The organism is Roseovarius sp. W115, from assembly GCF_032842945.2.
Classification (GTDB): Bacteria; Pseudomonadota; Alphaproteobacteria; order Rhodobacterales; family Rhodobacteraceae; genus Roseovarius; species Roseovarius rhodophyticola.
Genome location: NZ_CP146606.1, coordinates 306,427 through 320,513, shown reverse-complemented (window position 1 = coordinate 320,513; position 14,087 = coordinate 306,427). Strand labels below are relative to the sequence as shown.

At 56.6% G+C, this 14,087-nt stretch carries 13 protein-coding genes, 1 tRNA gene and 1 other annotated feature; of the genes, 5 read left to right on the top strand and 9 right to left on the bottom strand.

Annotated features, from left to right (window positions below):
- Positions 1-3: 3 nt before the first annotated feature.
- Positions 4-1,602, bottom strand: coding sequence for an ABC transporter substrate-binding protein (locus tag RZS32_RS01650; RefSeq protein ID WP_317055297.1), 1,599 nt, complete (start codon positions 1,600-1,602; stop codon positions 4-6).
- A 143-nt stretch (positions 1,603-1,745) separates the two neighbouring features.
- Here RZS32_RS01650 and RZS32_RS01645 point away from each other — a divergent pair, with 143 nt between their 5' ends.
- A complete protein-coding gene (locus RZS32_RS01645; protein WP_317055296.1) occupies positions 1,746-2,525 on the top strand; it encodes a helix-turn-helix domain-containing protein in 780 nt (259 codons plus the stop codon).
- A 400-nt stretch (positions 2,526-2,925) separates the two neighbouring features.
- Here the strand turns inward: RZS32_RS01645 and RZS32_RS01640 are convergent, their stop codons facing one another.
- Positions 2,926-4,242, bottom strand: coding sequence for an efflux RND transporter permease subunit (locus RZS32_RS01640; protein ID WP_317057832.1), 1,317 nt, complete (start codon positions 4,240-4,242; stop codon positions 2,926-2,928).
- Between RZS32_RS01640 and RZS32_RS01635 the strand changes: the two genes are divergently transcribed.
- From RZS32_RS01635 to RZS32_RS01620, 4 genes are all read left to right on the top strand, one after another.
- Positions 4,241-5,469, top strand: a protein-coding gene (locus RZS32_RS01635; RefSeq protein WP_422395913.1) for an IS3 family transposase whose coding sequence is annotated in 2 segments (ribosomal slippage) — positions 4,241-4,535 and positions 4,535-5,469 — 1,230 coding nt in all. Because the reading frame shifts where the segments join, the coding sequence is not laid out codon by codon here. The genes RZS32_RS01640 and RZS32_RS01635 overlap by 2 nt on opposite strands.
- Positions 4,528-4,644: a sequence feature (AL1L pseudoknot), on the top strand. It overlaps the preceding gene by 117 nt.
- A 42-nt stretch (positions 5,470-5,511) precedes the next feature.
- Entirely contained in the window at positions 5,512-5,829 is a 318-nt protein-coding gene (locus RZS32_RS01630; RefSeq protein ID WP_317057831.1) for an ATP-binding protein, read from the top strand.
- Positions 5,830-6,122: 293 nt separating this feature from the next.
- A tRNA-Gly gene (locus RZS32_RS01625) sits at positions 6,123-6,196 on the top strand.
- Positions 6,197-6,310: 114 nt separating this feature from the next.
- On the top strand, positions 6,311-7,633 hold the full coding sequence (locus RZS32_RS01620) for an NAD(P)/FAD-dependent oxidoreductase (protein WP_317055295.1): 1,323 nt from the start codon (positions 6,311-6,313) through the stop codon (positions 7,631-7,633).
- Between the two features lie 42 nt (positions 7,634-7,675).
- On the opposite strand, the gene RZS32_RS01615 is transcribed toward RZS32_RS01620, so the two are convergent.
- The 7 genes from RZS32_RS01615 to RZS32_RS01585 all read right to left on the bottom strand — a co-directional run bounded on the left by RZS32_RS01615 (position 7,676) and on the right by RZS32_RS01585 (position 14,075).
- Positions 7,676-8,047 carry a cupin domain-containing protein gene (locus RZS32_RS01615; protein WP_317055294.1) on the bottom strand — a complete coding sequence of 124 codons (372 nt, stop codon included), beginning with the start codon at positions 8,045-8,047 and terminating at the stop codon, positions 7,676-7,678.
- Positions 8,047-8,802, bottom strand: a complete 756-nt coding sequence (locus RZS32_RS01610; protein WP_317055293.1) for an SDR family NAD(P)-dependent oxidoreductase — start codon at positions 8,800-8,802, stop codon at positions 8,047-8,049. The genes RZS32_RS01615 and RZS32_RS01610 overlap by 1 nt, the downstream gene beginning before the upstream one ends.
- Before the next feature lie 58 nt (positions 8,803-8,860).
- The gene (locus RZS32_RS01605; protein WP_317055292.1) at positions 8,861-9,913 is read right to left on the bottom strand and encodes an AbrB family transcriptional regulator; all 1,053 of its coding nucleotides are present in this window, start codon (positions 9,911-9,913) and stop codon (positions 8,861-8,863) included.
- Between the two features lie 72 nt (positions 9,914-9,985).
- Positions 9,986-12,226, bottom strand: coding sequence for a xanthine dehydrogenase family protein molybdopterin-binding subunit (locus RZS32_RS01600; protein ID WP_317055291.1), 2,241 nt, complete (start codon positions 12,224-12,226; stop codon positions 9,986-9,988).
- Position 12,227: 1 nt separating this feature from the next.
- Entirely contained in the window at positions 12,228-12,686 is a 459-nt protein-coding gene (locus tag RZS32_RS01595) for a (2Fe-2S)-binding protein (protein ID WP_317055290.1), read from the bottom strand.
- Positions 12,687-12,828: 142 nt separating this feature from the next.
- Positions 12,829-13,731, bottom strand: coding sequence for a DMT family transporter (locus RZS32_RS01590; protein ID WP_317055289.1), 903 nt, complete (start codon positions 13,729-13,731; stop codon positions 12,829-12,831).
- Positions 13,732-13,844: 113 nt separating this feature from the next.
- A complete protein-coding gene (locus tag RZS32_RS01585) occupies positions 13,845-14,075 on the bottom strand; it encodes a hypothetical protein (RefSeq protein WP_317055288.1) in 231 nt (76 codons plus the stop codon).
- Positions 14,076-14,087: the final 12 nt, after the last annotated feature.

The window sequence follows — 14,087 nt, the reverse complement described above, 5'->3', positions numbered from 1 at the left end:
AGATCACGAGGTTTTCCACCAGCGGTTCATAAAGCTGGCGCCATCCACATCGAGGTTTGAACCGATCACCTCAGGCGTGCCGACACCATCCCGTGTCGCAAAGACGTAGGATGCGAACATTGGGATTGCCACGCCGCCATCATTGGCCACGAGGTCCTGCATTTCCCAATACATCGCGCGACGTTTTTCTTCGTCCAGCTCCGCACGCGCTTCAGCCAAAAGACCGTCAAACCGTTCATTCGACCAAAAGCTTTCGTTCCAGGATACCCCGCTCTTAAAGGCAAGGGTAAACATCAGATCCTCTACAGGGCGTCCGCCCCAGTAGCTTGCGACCCATTGTTTCTTCATCCAGACATCAGACCAGTAGCCGTCATTAGGCTCCCGGACGACGTTGACGTTGATACCTGCCTGTGTCGCAGAGTTTTGAACCAGAAGACCTGCATCAATTGCACCGGAGAAAGCGGCATCCGAGGCCGAAAGCTCGACATCAAGTGACGTCAGACCTGCCTCTTTGAGATAGAACTTCGCCTTGTCTGGATCAAAAGTCTTCTGTTCCAGCTCGGTGTTGAAGTAGCGTTGGCCGGATCCTATCGGATGGTCGTTGCCCACTGCGCCGTAACCAAACAGGATCTTCTCAACCAGTTCTTCTCGATTGATTGCGTATTTCAGGGCCTGACGAACATTGTTGTCATCATATGGTGACATCTTTGTGTTCATCGCAAACGTGTAGTGCTGGTTCCCGGCAATGTTGTGCACGGTAAGACCCGGTGCGCCGGTTAGTCGGCCAGCGGTTTTCACGTCCACTTTGTCCGCAAGATCAACATCGCCAGTCAGAACAGCGGTCATGCGGGCGTTGGTATCAAGCAGAGCGAGGAGTTCCCACTCGTCGACAAAACCCTCTTCGTCATTCCAGTGGTTTTCAAATCGTTTAAGGCGCGCCGTCACACCAAGTTCCAGGTTATCAAGCCGGTATGGTCCGCAACCTACACCGGATTCCCAGTCCATTTTGCCATCCACCATCGGCTGAACAGGAATATGATAGTCCGTCAGGACTGCGGGAAAGTCGGCGTTGCCGGCATCAAGCTCGAAGATGATCAATTCACCGTCAGCGGTGATGTCCTTGACCCCGGCAACCAGAGGTGCCGCAGCCGATGTGTTATCCTCCCCGCGGTGATGGTTAATTGAGGTGATAACATCTTCAGCCGTGACGGTCTTGCCGTTGTGAAACTCAATGCCCTGACGCATTTTGAAGGCCCAGGTTTTAGCGTCTGAGGACGCCTCCCAGGACTCCGCCATAGACGGCTTGACCTCGCTGTTGGGGTCCATCGTGGTCAGATAGCCGTTCATCGCGATGCCCACCGGGATCATGAAACCAGCCGCAAAAAGGCCAGGGTCAAGCGTATCCGTTGTTGCCCCATGGCCCAGACCCGCGCGCAGCGTACCACCGCGTTGCGGCGTTGCCGCATGCGCGCGATCCGCCAACGTTGTGGCCGCAGAAACTGTCAGACCGGTGGCAAGCACGCCGCGCATGAACTGCCGACGATCAATCTGGCGATTGATCAGTTTGAGTTCCATCTTTTGGATATATTCTTGCTTTTTCATTCGGCTCTCTCCCAGAAGCATGAAATCTTAAGTCTGGGCCGAAAACTTCCTGACCAGCTTGCATCAAGCAATTGTGCGAGTTTATGCTATTTTGAGTAACTTTATGCGACTTTTGCTGCCGAAACACGGAGGAGCTGGCGCCGGTGTTGTCAGATTTAGCACAAAACCTCAGATTTCTTTGCGCGGAAAAACCCTCGGTTGCAATGGTTTGCCGTGAAATCGGGATCAACCATCAGCAATTCAGTAAGTATCTTACAGATCATTCCAAACCTTCCGCCCATAATTTGCGTCGCATCGCGCAGTATTTTGACGTGACCGAGCGCGCGCTATTGCAGTCGCACACAGAGTTCGCCGACATCCATAGATATCGCAAAGCGCACCCCGACCAGAGTGGCCAGGACCCCCTGTCCGGCGTATTTCCAGGGGATATCGGCAAGTTGAGGCCGTTCCTCGGTGCCTACCAGATCTTCTTTCATGCGCCGGTGTCTGGCAGTGACATCATGGTCAACACCGTCTTTCTAGATGAACGTGACGGTATTGTTTACAGCCGACTTATCGAAGCCTTAAAAACGCATCGTGTAGGCCAAAGACGCTGGACGCGCTGCGATGGGAAGGTATCGTATCAGAATGGCCGGATTTTTGTTGTAGACAATGAGCGCCGGAATGAAAGCGCCTTGAGCATGCATATCCTGACGCCGCCACCCCGTCAGAAAAAGACATATCTCTTTGGCACAATGTGTTTTCTGGCATCACTCCCGCGGCGCATTCCTTATGCTTCCAAAGTTGTATGGAAGCGGTTCGACACTTATCGCTCTGTCCGTGAATTGTTCAAAACCTGCGGCGTGTATTCATCTGACAGCCTTAAACTTGATCCGGTCGTCAGAAATTATTTGACGAAAGGGACAGATGACAACTGGCTTTGAATTTTGCAGGCAAGTTTGCGAAGCTGGCCGCCAGACGCCCGTGTGCCGAATGCTTCACACTGGATCCCGCAAGACGCTCCTGCGGAGTGGCTCGCAAGCGTGCAACCGTTTGTGAGCAACATGGGGGGCTGAAAGCGCGGCAGCGCACCTTCATTCGCTATCGAACCACAGAGATCGTGGCTGCAAATTGTTCGGACGAGTTGCAGACAAATGGTCCAAAGACAGCACATGACAAGATGGACGCTCCTTGCATCGGGTCAAAAGTGAGGAGCATGCCCGTCCGGGGGAGTACGGCTCAGAGCGGACATCTGAGGAGAGGTGCGTTGAACGTGAGGTTTGAATTTTCGCAGACACCTAACAGATGAGTTCAACTCACACATCCGGAAAGGGTAATATCGTCTCACGTTACGTCTGACCGAGACCGCCGGTAGGTGCGTCTGCACACGTAGTAAAATACGGGTGTAAACATCAAGCCAAACAAGGTCACGCCGAGCATTCCAAAGAACACCGCGGTTCCCAATGCCTGACGCATTTCCGCGCCAGCGCCGGTTGCGGTGATCAGGGGCACGACGCCCAAGATAAAGGCAAATGACGTCATCAGAATTGGTCGCATACGCAGCCGGGCTGCCTCAATTGCCGCGTCAAAGGCCGAAGCGCCACGATCCTCGGCCTGTTTGGCAAATTCCACAATTAGAATGGCATTTTTTGATGCCAACCCAACCAGCACCACCAATCCGATTTGCGTCAGAATATTGTTGTCCATACCGCGCAACAAAACGCCGGTGATGGCCGTGAGCAAACACATCGGCACAATGAGGATGACCGCCAAGGGCAACACCCAGCTTTCGTATTGGGCCGCAAGGACCAGGAAAACCAGAACCACGGCAAGTGTGAAGATAATGACCAGACTGTTGCTCGCCAGCTTTTCCTGAAGCGCCAATTCGGTCCATTCGAAACTAAACCCAGGCGGTAAATCTGCTGCCAGCGCCTCCATTTTCTCAAGCGCCTCTCCCGTTGAAACACCCGGCATGGCGGCACCTTGCACTGCTGCAGCCGGAAAGAGGTTGTAGCGGACAACGCGATACGGACCGGTTGTGTCCTCAAAAGTGGCCACCGAACCAATGGGCATCATTCCACCCGAGGCCGTTCTGGTTCGAAGGTTTTCCACATCGCGCTGCTGATCTCGAAATTCTCCATCCGCCTGTGCCGTGACACGGAATGTGCGGCCCAGAAAGTTAAAGTCATTCACAAATGCCGATCCCAGATAGATTTCCAGCGTTTCAAATATCTGGTCAGGCGTGACGCCCAATTGCTCGGCTTTCACCCGGTCGATATCGGCAAAAACCCGTGGCGTTGCCGTGTTGAAGAGCGAGAAGGCGCGCGTCAGCCCCTCGGTCTGGTTCGCTTGGCCGGAGAGCTCTTGCGCCACGGTTTCGAGCGCACGCAAGCCCCGACCACGCGTGTCCTGCACATACATCTTCCATCCACCCGCAGACCCGATCCCGCGAACAGGTGGCGGCGCGACAATGAAGATGAACGCCTCTTTGATCCCGAAGAGAGACCCCTGAATCTCCTGCAAAATACTTTCCTGGGTCATACCCAATTGAGCGAGTTCGTCGAAGTCTTTGAATGTAAAAAAGATAGCGCCTGCGTTTGGAGCGTTGGTTTGAACCGCCCCTTGTTTGCCGGAGACCCAGAAGTAAGGATACTGGGTTATGGGAAAGACGAAGAACGGAACACGTTATCCAGAGGAACTGCGCGCCCGAGCGGTGCGGATGGTTTTGGATCACGAGGCAGAATATGCGAGCAGATCGGCAGCAATCTTGTCGATTTCTCAGAAGGTTGGATGCAGCAGGGACAGCCTGCGCATCTGGGTCAAACAACATGAGACAGACACGGGTAAGCGTGATGGTCTGACGACGGTTGAGAGGGAACGCATCAAGGAACTTGAACGCGAGAACCGGCAACTGCGTCAGGCCAATGAGATCCTCAAAAAGGCATCTGCTTATTTTGCACAGGCGGAGCTCGACCGCCCATTCCGCAAATGATTGCCTTCATCAAGGAGCACCGAAGCGTGCATGGGGTCGAGCCGATGTGCCGTGTTCTGCAGATTGCCCCGTCGACTTTCTACGAGCATCTGGCCGTTGAACGCGAACCTGACCGTGCATCGGATCGCGCCAAGCGGGATGCGTATCTGCGCAAAGAGATGAAAGACGTTTGGGAGAAGAACAGATCAGTCTACGGCGCACGTAAACTGTGGCATGCAATGAAGCGCGAGAGGATCGATATCGCCCGCTGCACGGTTGAACGCTTGATGCGCCAGCTTGGTATTCAAGGCGTTCGGCGGGGCAAGAAGGTCAAAACCACCTATGGTCAGCCTGCCGATCAATGCCCACTGGACAAGGTTAATCGCCAGTTCCGGGCTGCGATGCCAAACGAGCTTTGGGTGTCCGACTTCACGTTTGTGTCCACCTGGCGGGGCTTCGTCTACGTGGGCTTTGTCATTGATACCTTCGCCAACCGGATCGTCGGCTGGAAAGCATCGACAACACAGGACACGCAGTTTGTCTTGGATGCGCTCGAACAGGCGATCCATGCGCGCAGACCTGCTGAGAAACTGATCCATCATTCAGATCGCGGATCGCAATATGTATCGATCAAGTACACAGAGCGTTTGGTCGATGCAGGATTGGAACCATCCGTCGGCAGCGTCGGCGACAGCTATGACAATGCACTGGCTGAGACAATCATCGGCCTGTTCAAAACGGAAGTCATCAACAGGCTGGGGCCATGGAAGTCCAAAGATCAGGTCGAATGGGAAACCCTGCAATGGGTCGATTGGTTCAATAGGGAACGCTTGCTCGAACCTCTCGGCTACATCACACCAATCGAAGCGGAGGAGAAATACGAACAAGCCTTGAAATCAAACAAAATCGCAGCTTGAAATACGAACTCAACAGTCTCCGGCAAAACCGGGGCGGTTCAGATCAATATCGCTGCATTCGACCGTATCGTCACCAATCTGGTCGAGAACGCCCTGAAGTTTAGTGCATCAGTGACTATCGACAGCACTGCGACGCCAGTCACGATCAGCATCTTGGATGACGGACCCGGCATCCCCGAGGCCGAGCTTCAACGCGTTCTTGAACCCTTCGTGACGCTCGATGAAGCGCGAACGGCGGATGAAACCGGCACTGGATTGGGGCTTGCCATCTCAAATCTGCTTGTCCGGCAGGCTGGCGGAAGACTGGAACTGTCAAACAAACCAGAAGGCGGGCTTTGCGCTCGTCTCTTCTTTGGTTGAAACCAAATTGGCGGTTCGAAAGTGACCCGAAAAGCAAGTCGATCGGAACAATCTGCGCGATGAATGTCTACTTTCGCAGCTATCGCGCATTCTTGCCACAGCGCCGCGAACGACTGCTTCCCGCCCTTAGTGAGTGGTTACAGCCTGTGTTTTCAGTACCGTCCACCTTTAGTTTTGGGCCGAACCAACGTTTCTGGGCAGCAATTCCTATATAGATCATGAGATAGGTTTGTTGTTTCTTCCTGTCAGTATTGACCTTGGAAAACCAATGAAATAACAGGTTCCAGAGAGCAGCGGGCGTTGTGTAGTGGTAAGACCTCAGCCTTCCAAGCTGATGACGCGGGTTCGATTCCCGCCGCCCGCTCCAATCTTCTCTTACCAATAATAACAAAGCGCTCCAGTGGCTGAATGTTGCATTGAGCGATTGCGGTGGCACTTGGTGCTGCGTAAATCTTGGTGTGTCTTTGGCGAGAGGTGGCGCATGGCAAAGCAAACAGAATTGACTGGCAGTGCACCCTTGGGGCGGCCGTACTGGTGGGACGAGGCAGAGCCGAAAGCAACCGACGATGATTTGCCTGACACTGCGGATGTTTTGATCGTGGGTGCGGGCTACACGGGCTTGTCTGCAGCCATCGCTGCGCATGACAGTGGGGCGCGTGTTGTGGTGGTCGAGGCTGGCATCCCGGGCGCGGGGGCGTCATCGCGCAATGGCGGGATGGTTGGCGCGCATCCTCGGCTGAGCTGGGAGAAACTGGCGTCAAATTTTGGGCGCGACGTGGCCGACGGTGTCTTTGCCGAAGCCTCATCTGCATTGGCGTGGGCGCGGCAATTCATCGAAGACGAGAGCATCGCCTGTGACTTTCAGCAGACGGGCCGCATTCAACTGGCCTGGACGGGGTCTCATTATGCCAGCCAGCAGCGGTTGGCGCAGAGTGTGAGCGCCAAGAGCAAAGTCGAGGTGGCGCTTGTGCCGCGCGAAAATCTGGGGCGTGAGATTGAAACCGGGTGCTATCAAGGGGGGCTTCTCTTCCCCGAGCATGGCGGGCTGCACCCTGCCAAATACCATGCCGGGATTCTGGCGGCTGTTCAGAGGCGTAACATTCCTGTCGTGAGCCATGCGCGTGTCGAGCGTCTTGAGCGCGACGGCACGCGCCACTGCGCCTACACATCCAAAGGACAGATCACTGCTGACAAGCTGGTTCTGGCCACGAATGGCTACACCACGCGACCTTTTCGTTGGCATGTATCGCGGGTGTTTCCTCTGCCATCCTTTCTGATTGCCACCGAAGAATTGCCCGCCAACCTGATTGGCCATTTGGCACCGGGGCGGCGGATGATGGTCGAAACCCGCGCGCGGCATAGCTACTTTCGTGTATCTCCAGATGGCAAGAGGATCCTCTTTGGCGGACGCTCGTCGATGCGCGATATCCCTTTGGATGTGGCAGCCGAGCGGTTGCGCCAAACCATGGTTGAAGTCTGGCCAGAGCTCGAGGGAACAAAGCTCACCCATGCCTGGACCGGCAACACCGGGTTCAGCTTTGCACAGATGCCCCATGTGGGTGAACAGGATGGCGTGTGCTTTGCCATGGGTTATAGCGGGTCCGGCACCGTGATGGCGCCCTATTTAGGGGCCAAGGCGGGGTATCTGGCCGTGGGCGATGCGCGCGCTGAAACAGCGTATCAGCATACAAGATTTTCGCGTAACTTATTGCATCCTTTTGATAAACCGCATTTTCTGAAGGCCGCGGATGTTTGGTACCGTCAGTGGGTGGATCGGTGGGAGAACTGGCAGGCGCGGTCTTGAAAAGAACGCGGTCCGAAATCTTACAAAGATTTCGGCTTCCCACTAATACTCATCTGCCTTGAACCCGAAAAACGCCTTGGTCAGCACCTTTTCGATCTCCCAGATGGCCTGCATGCCGTCCATGATGAAAACCGTGTCTCCCGGCGTCAGCTCCTGCACAGCACCAGTCTCTATATCTGTGAGCGTACCGCGCCCCGACAGCACGGTCATCATCTCATCACCCTGTTCGATGCAGGAAAACCGCCCCTCCGTACAGCGCCAGATACCGGACCGGGTGAGCTGCCCAGGCCCGCCCATATCCAGCCTGCCAGACGCACGAGGTGTGCCTGACAAGATCTTGTAATCACTCAGTGGATTATCAAACGGCCAGTCCTCTAGAGGACCGGGGTCCTGACCGATCTGGTAGTGCCGCATTATTGCAGCCTCATCGCGCCGTCGATCCGAATGACCTCGCCATTGAGGTAGTCGCATTCGACAATGAACCGGGCCAGCGCGGCAAACTCCGCCGGATCGCCCAGCCTCTTGGGAAAGGTCACGTCCAGAGCCAGGCTGTCCTGCACTTCCTGGGGCAACCCGCGCAGCATAGGTGTGCCGAAAATGCCTGGGGCAATCGCCATCACCCGGATACCTTCGCGTGAGAGATCCCGCGCCATGGGGAGCGAGAGGCCAAATATCCCACCCTTAGACGCGCCATAGGCGGTTTGACCTTTCTGGGCTTCAAAGGCCGCGATTGACGCCGTGTTGATGATCACGCCGCGTGTGCCATCCGGGGCAGGGGTGTTTTTGGCAATCTCCACCGCGGCCAGCCGTGCCACGTTGAAACTGCCCACCAGATTGATGTCGATCACCTTCTGGAACAGCTCAAGCCGATGTGGGCCATCTTTGCCCAAAGTGCGTTCTGCTGGTGCAATGCCTGCGCAGTTCACAGCGGCTGTGATGCGCCCCATGGCATCTCTGGCGGCATCAAGAGCGGTTTGCACTGACGCCTCATCCGTCACGTCGGTTTCTACGAAAGTTGCGCCGATCTCATCCGCAACCTGTGGTCCACGCTCTGTGTCACGGTCCAGAAGCGTCACCGCTGCACCCATTTCACGGAAATGCCGGGCTGTGGCTTCCCCAAGGCCAGAGGCGCCTCCGGTGATGATCGCGGCTGTTTCGGATAGGTGCATGTGGGGCTCCGTTTCAGGAAATGAACATTTGTTCAGATAACGGGGATCATGCCGCCTGTCAAAGCCGAGCACGCAGCCATCGGGCACTGAGACCCAGACCCACCACCGTTATCAGAATGCGAAAAATATGATGCAGTGTAACAAAAGCCGGGTTCGCCGACAGGCTGAGGGCCACCAGAGACATTTCCGTCACTCCGCCCGGGGCAAAGCTGATGAGTAAGACATCAAAGGGTTGGCCCAGTGGCCCCACCAGAGCCACGGCAAACCCAGCGGCGATGGCCAGCATCCCACCGACCGACAAGGCCGTCAGCCATAGGCCTTTAAACAGCAAGGCTTTGGTAAGCCCCGTGAATCGCATGCCAAGGGCCGTGCCGATGACAACCTGCGCTGTGTCCACCAACCACTGTGGCACATCGAGATGCAAGAGGCCGGTGAGCGACAGGATAGCAGCGATGGCCATCGGTCCGGTCAGTTGCTTGGCAGGAAGACGCAGGACTTGTCCAAAAACGATCCCTGTGACACCTGCCAGGGCAATCCAGGGGAGGGCGGACCAAGGCACGCTTGGCCGGGCTAATGTCATGCCCGCTGAACTCCCCACGGGTTCACCCAGCCAGAGCGACAATCCGATAGGCAATAACGTGACCACGGCCACAACACGCAGGAATTGCTGCAACGTCAGGCGGGCCGCATCTGCTCCGGCGTCTTCTCCCATGGCGATGGATTCAAAAAGTCCGCCCGGAGCGGCGCCGTAAAACGCCGTGGGCCTGTCATATCCGCCGATATGGTGCAGGATGACATACCCGAACCCATGCGCCAGGACGACAAAGGCGGTGAGAGCGACAAAGCTCAGCATGAGCCTTGGCGCATCAGAAAACAGCTCCGGCGTGACCTGTGCGCCGATCATCAGGCCGATGATGGCAATGAAAGCAAGCCGCAGCCAGGATGGGAACTGGTAATCAGATGGCAGATGTTGGGGTCCGAGCGTGGCCACCAAAGATGCCGCCAGCAACGGCCCCAGAAGATATGGCAAGGGAAGGTTGAGCGCCACGGCTGCAAACGCAGAACATGCCCCAAGGGTCAAAAGGATCAGAGTGGTGAGGGGATGTCCCATTCCCCTTTGAAGCACCGCCAACATGGCAGGGCAAGAGGCGACACTAAGCTTGCATCACAACGCCTTAAAATCTCACGCAAATTGAACGAATTTCGAGAATGGCATTTCACGCATGCGTTCTCCGGTCAGCGCAAAGATTGCGGATGCAAGGGCCGGGGCCGCGGGAGGCACGGGTGGCTCGCCGACACCCAGGACTCTGTCCCCGTTCTCAAGACCTCGCACGGTGATCTCGGGGCACTGATTGATCCGCATGGAGGGGTAGAGGTCGTAATTTTCCTGCTCGGCCACACCATCTTCATAGGTGATTTCGCCAAACATTGCGTGGCCCAGCCCAAAGATGACGCCGCCCGCGACGTTGTTCTCAAAATTTACCGGGTCTACAACTGTGCCGACTTCGGCCGCCACCCAGACATCTGTGATGCGCAGACCGTCTTCGGTTTGCTTGATGTCCACTACTTCGGCACAGGGCACACCAAAGGATTTGGTGAAAGCCACACCACGACCTACGCCAGCGCTGGGCGAAGAGCCGGACCAGTTTGACATCTCTGCAATGGCTTCGAGCACCTTTTGAGACAACGGATCATTGCAAAGCCGGAGCCGTTCTTCCAGTGGATCAGCCCCTGCCGCATGGATCAACTCATCCAGCCCCGCATTGTAGAAAAACCCGTTGGAGGACGCCCCCACAGACCGCCAGGAACTGATCGAGGCCAGCTCTGGGGCGCGGTACCCGGTGACGCGATGATGCGGAATGGCGAAGGGTTGTTCAAAGGCCCCGGCCACGATCTGGCTATCGGGCCCGGGAACTGTCTGGTTCTGACGCGCCATTTGCGATCCGGTGACCGAGGGCATGGCAATGGAAAGGTCATACGCCTCCACTTTTCCCTCTTTCACCGATCCACGCATCCGGGCCATGCCGATCTGGCGTGGGAAGTCATGCAGCATGTCTTCTTCGCGCGAATAGGTGAGCTTGACCGGCACACCCTTCATTTGCATCGCGATTTCAGTGGCTTGTTTGACAACTTCATCTTCAAGCCTAAGCCCGAAACTGCCGCCGATCATCTGCCCATGCACTTTGATCTGATCAGGCGACAGTCCGGTAAGACGCGCCACGTTCGCCTGAAGGAAACGCGGCACCTGTGTGCCGGTCCAGACCTCAGCGCCATCATCATCCACACGCACAACCGCGTTCAGGGGCTCCAGCGGCGCATGGGCGAGATACGGAGCGCGGTACTCGGCAGTTACCGCGTCGGCCCCCATAGCAGTGTCCACGTCGCCCTCATTGCGTTTGCGGCTGTCTTGTGCGTCGACGGTGAAACTATCCGACAGCGCCAGCCAATGCGCGTCCATGGTGTCGGGCATCGGCCCTTTGGGCCAGCTTGCCTCAATCGCGCGCGCCCCTTGAATGGCGCGCCAGGTGTTGTCGGCGATGATGCCAAGGCCTCCGGTGATTTCGACCACCGAACTCACACCTCGGATCTTGAACGCTTCAGAGGTATCATATTTGCCCAAACCACCCCCCTGCGACGGGTTCATCAAGACGGTGGCATGCACCATGCCGGGCATGGAAACGTCGATGCCGTAGTCCTGAGTGCCGGTTGATTTGGCCGCGATGTCGAGCCTTTGTGTCTCTTTGCCGATCAATCGCCATTCGGATGGCTCCCGCAGCGGCACGTCCTGTGCCGGTTCCAGGGTTGCGGCACGGGCGGCCAGCGCGGTGTAGGGCAGGCGGCTGTCATCGGGCAGGATCACGGCACCAGACTGCGTGCGCACGTCAGATACAGGCACGCCACTTTGCTCTGCCGCGGCCAGTTTGAGCGTTTCGCGAGCCGACGCCCCCGCCGCGCGCAGTTTGTCAAAGCCGTCCGGAATGGTGGTTGATCCGCCCATGATCTGCAGGCCAATGAATTTGGAAGCTGCAGAAACTGCGATTTGTGCTGTATCCTGCATAAACCCGCCTGCTGGAACGAGAAACTCGGACGCTTCGTCTGCCAAAGCCTGGTTCCAATAGACCACATCAGGCGCGCCGGGAGTGATCGAGATCTGATCCAGTTCCACATCAAGTTCTTCGGCAATCAATAGCGCTTGCGCATGGTAAGCGCCTTGGCCCTTATCTGCGCGCGGTGTGATCAAGGTGATCTCATCCGGCGTGATCAAAACATAGGGCGTCAGAGCCGCGTCACCTTTGTTGAGGTTGGTCAGAAGCGGGTTCTTGTAAGGTGTCTTGTACCGCCATGTGCCAAAGGCCACACCGCCCGCCACAGCCACCGCTCCGACAAGAAGCGTCCGACGCGTGATCTTTCCCAAACGGCTCATCCTAGACCTCCCGCAGTTTGGACGCGGCTGTCTTTATCGCCGCGCGGATGCGGGGGTAGGTGCCACAGCGACAGAGGTTGCCGGACATGGCGTCGTCGATATCCTGATCCGTGGGGTTCGGCGTTTCCGCAAGCAACGCGGCGGCCTGCATGATCTGACCAGACTGACAATACCCGCATTGTGCAACCTGATGGTCGATCCAGGCGGATTGGACTGCGTGTAAGGCCTCTGGCGTACCAAGCCCCTGAATGGTAGTCACATCCCCCCAAACGTCGCCTGCCAGTACCTGACACGACCGCACAGCCTCGCCATCGATATGCACGGTACAAGCGCCGCATTGCGCGATGCCACAGCCATATTTGACACCTGTGATGTCAAGCTCATCTCGCAAAACCCAAAGCAGCGGCATGTCGTCTTCGACATCGACCTCATGACGTTTTCCATCAACGGTGATCTGCATAACGGTCTCCTGAACACCACCCCCGCGCCCGGTCTGAGACATGAACGATACCATGTCGCACTATCGGCGCGAAGCTGTTCCTGAACCACTTAGTTTAGAGAGCGAAGTATCGCCAGCATGGTCTGAGAAAAGTGATGCAACGTCACCGTGCGCGGACCAAAAGGATAAGCCCCAAAGACACAAGCCCGATCCCGGCCCATTCCAGCGGCACGGGAATTTCTCCTAACACCGGTATGGCGAGGACAGCCGCCGTGGCAGGCACAGCGGCGGAAAACCCGGCCGTGCCATTCGGGCCGAGGTGATTGGCGGCCAGTGAAAAGAGAATAACGGCGAGAAACCCCGGCCCCAGCCCTTGGAACAAAGCTTGGCCGAGGATTGTGCTGAGAGGCGTTTCCGCCATGCCGCTGGGCAGGAAGAGGGCCCAGATCGGCAAGAAGAGCAAGGCGTTTGGAATATTGACCAGCACCAGTGCCTGCCGCGGTTTCACCTTCCAGTGTCTCAGGCTGAAAATATAGATGGATTGTATGGCGGCCGATGTGAGGAACAAGGCAATGCCGAGCCACACATTGCCGTTCCCGGCCCCGACCCCGGTTGAGCCGACCAAAACAGCACCGATGACGATCATGGCCAGTGCCGCAGCCTGTATCCGGCCCGGCAATTGATGGCTAACATAGGCAACCAAAGCGCCAGTGAAGATGGGCAGTGCGCCGTTTGAAAAGACACCTGCATACGCAACCGAGGCCTCGCTTAGGCCAATATACATACACATCGTGTAGATCATGCCCGGCCCGGTCATCGACAAAATGGCGGCAGCCCAGATCGGTATGTGACGTGGCCACCACGCCCACAGGAAAGGCAGGCAGATGACCCCCGCCACAGTGAACCGCAAAGCCGCAATATCACCTGCAGTCAGAGTGGTTTGCACGCCAGCGCGGGAAAATACGAAAAACGCGGACCAGATAATCAAAACCGCCACCGCACTGGCAATGCCAAGCGATACGTTCTGCACCTGATCTGCGTTGGGTTGGGTTTGGGACTGCGCCATGCGCCACCAGTGTCAGACGGTTCTGGGACTGTCCAGCCTCTGAAAATTGACGGGTGACAAAAGAAACGCGCCGGCGGAGGGGCCGGCGCGTCCGAGGGCGATAAGACGGTCGCCTATTCGTGCGCTTCTTCTTCAAAAACGCGCTTTAGCCTCTCCGGACTTTTTGCGGCAGCCTCATCCGCCTCCATCTCACGTCTTTCAATCCCGGCCTGCACGATGTGAAACAGAAGCCAGAGTGCCACTCCGACGATCACAAGGATCATTTCTGTGCCCACCATTGGATAGATTGGACCGATTTGCGACAGGTCTGCACCTGCCCAGGTTTCAACTGAAGTTGTAGACATCATTCGCTCCTA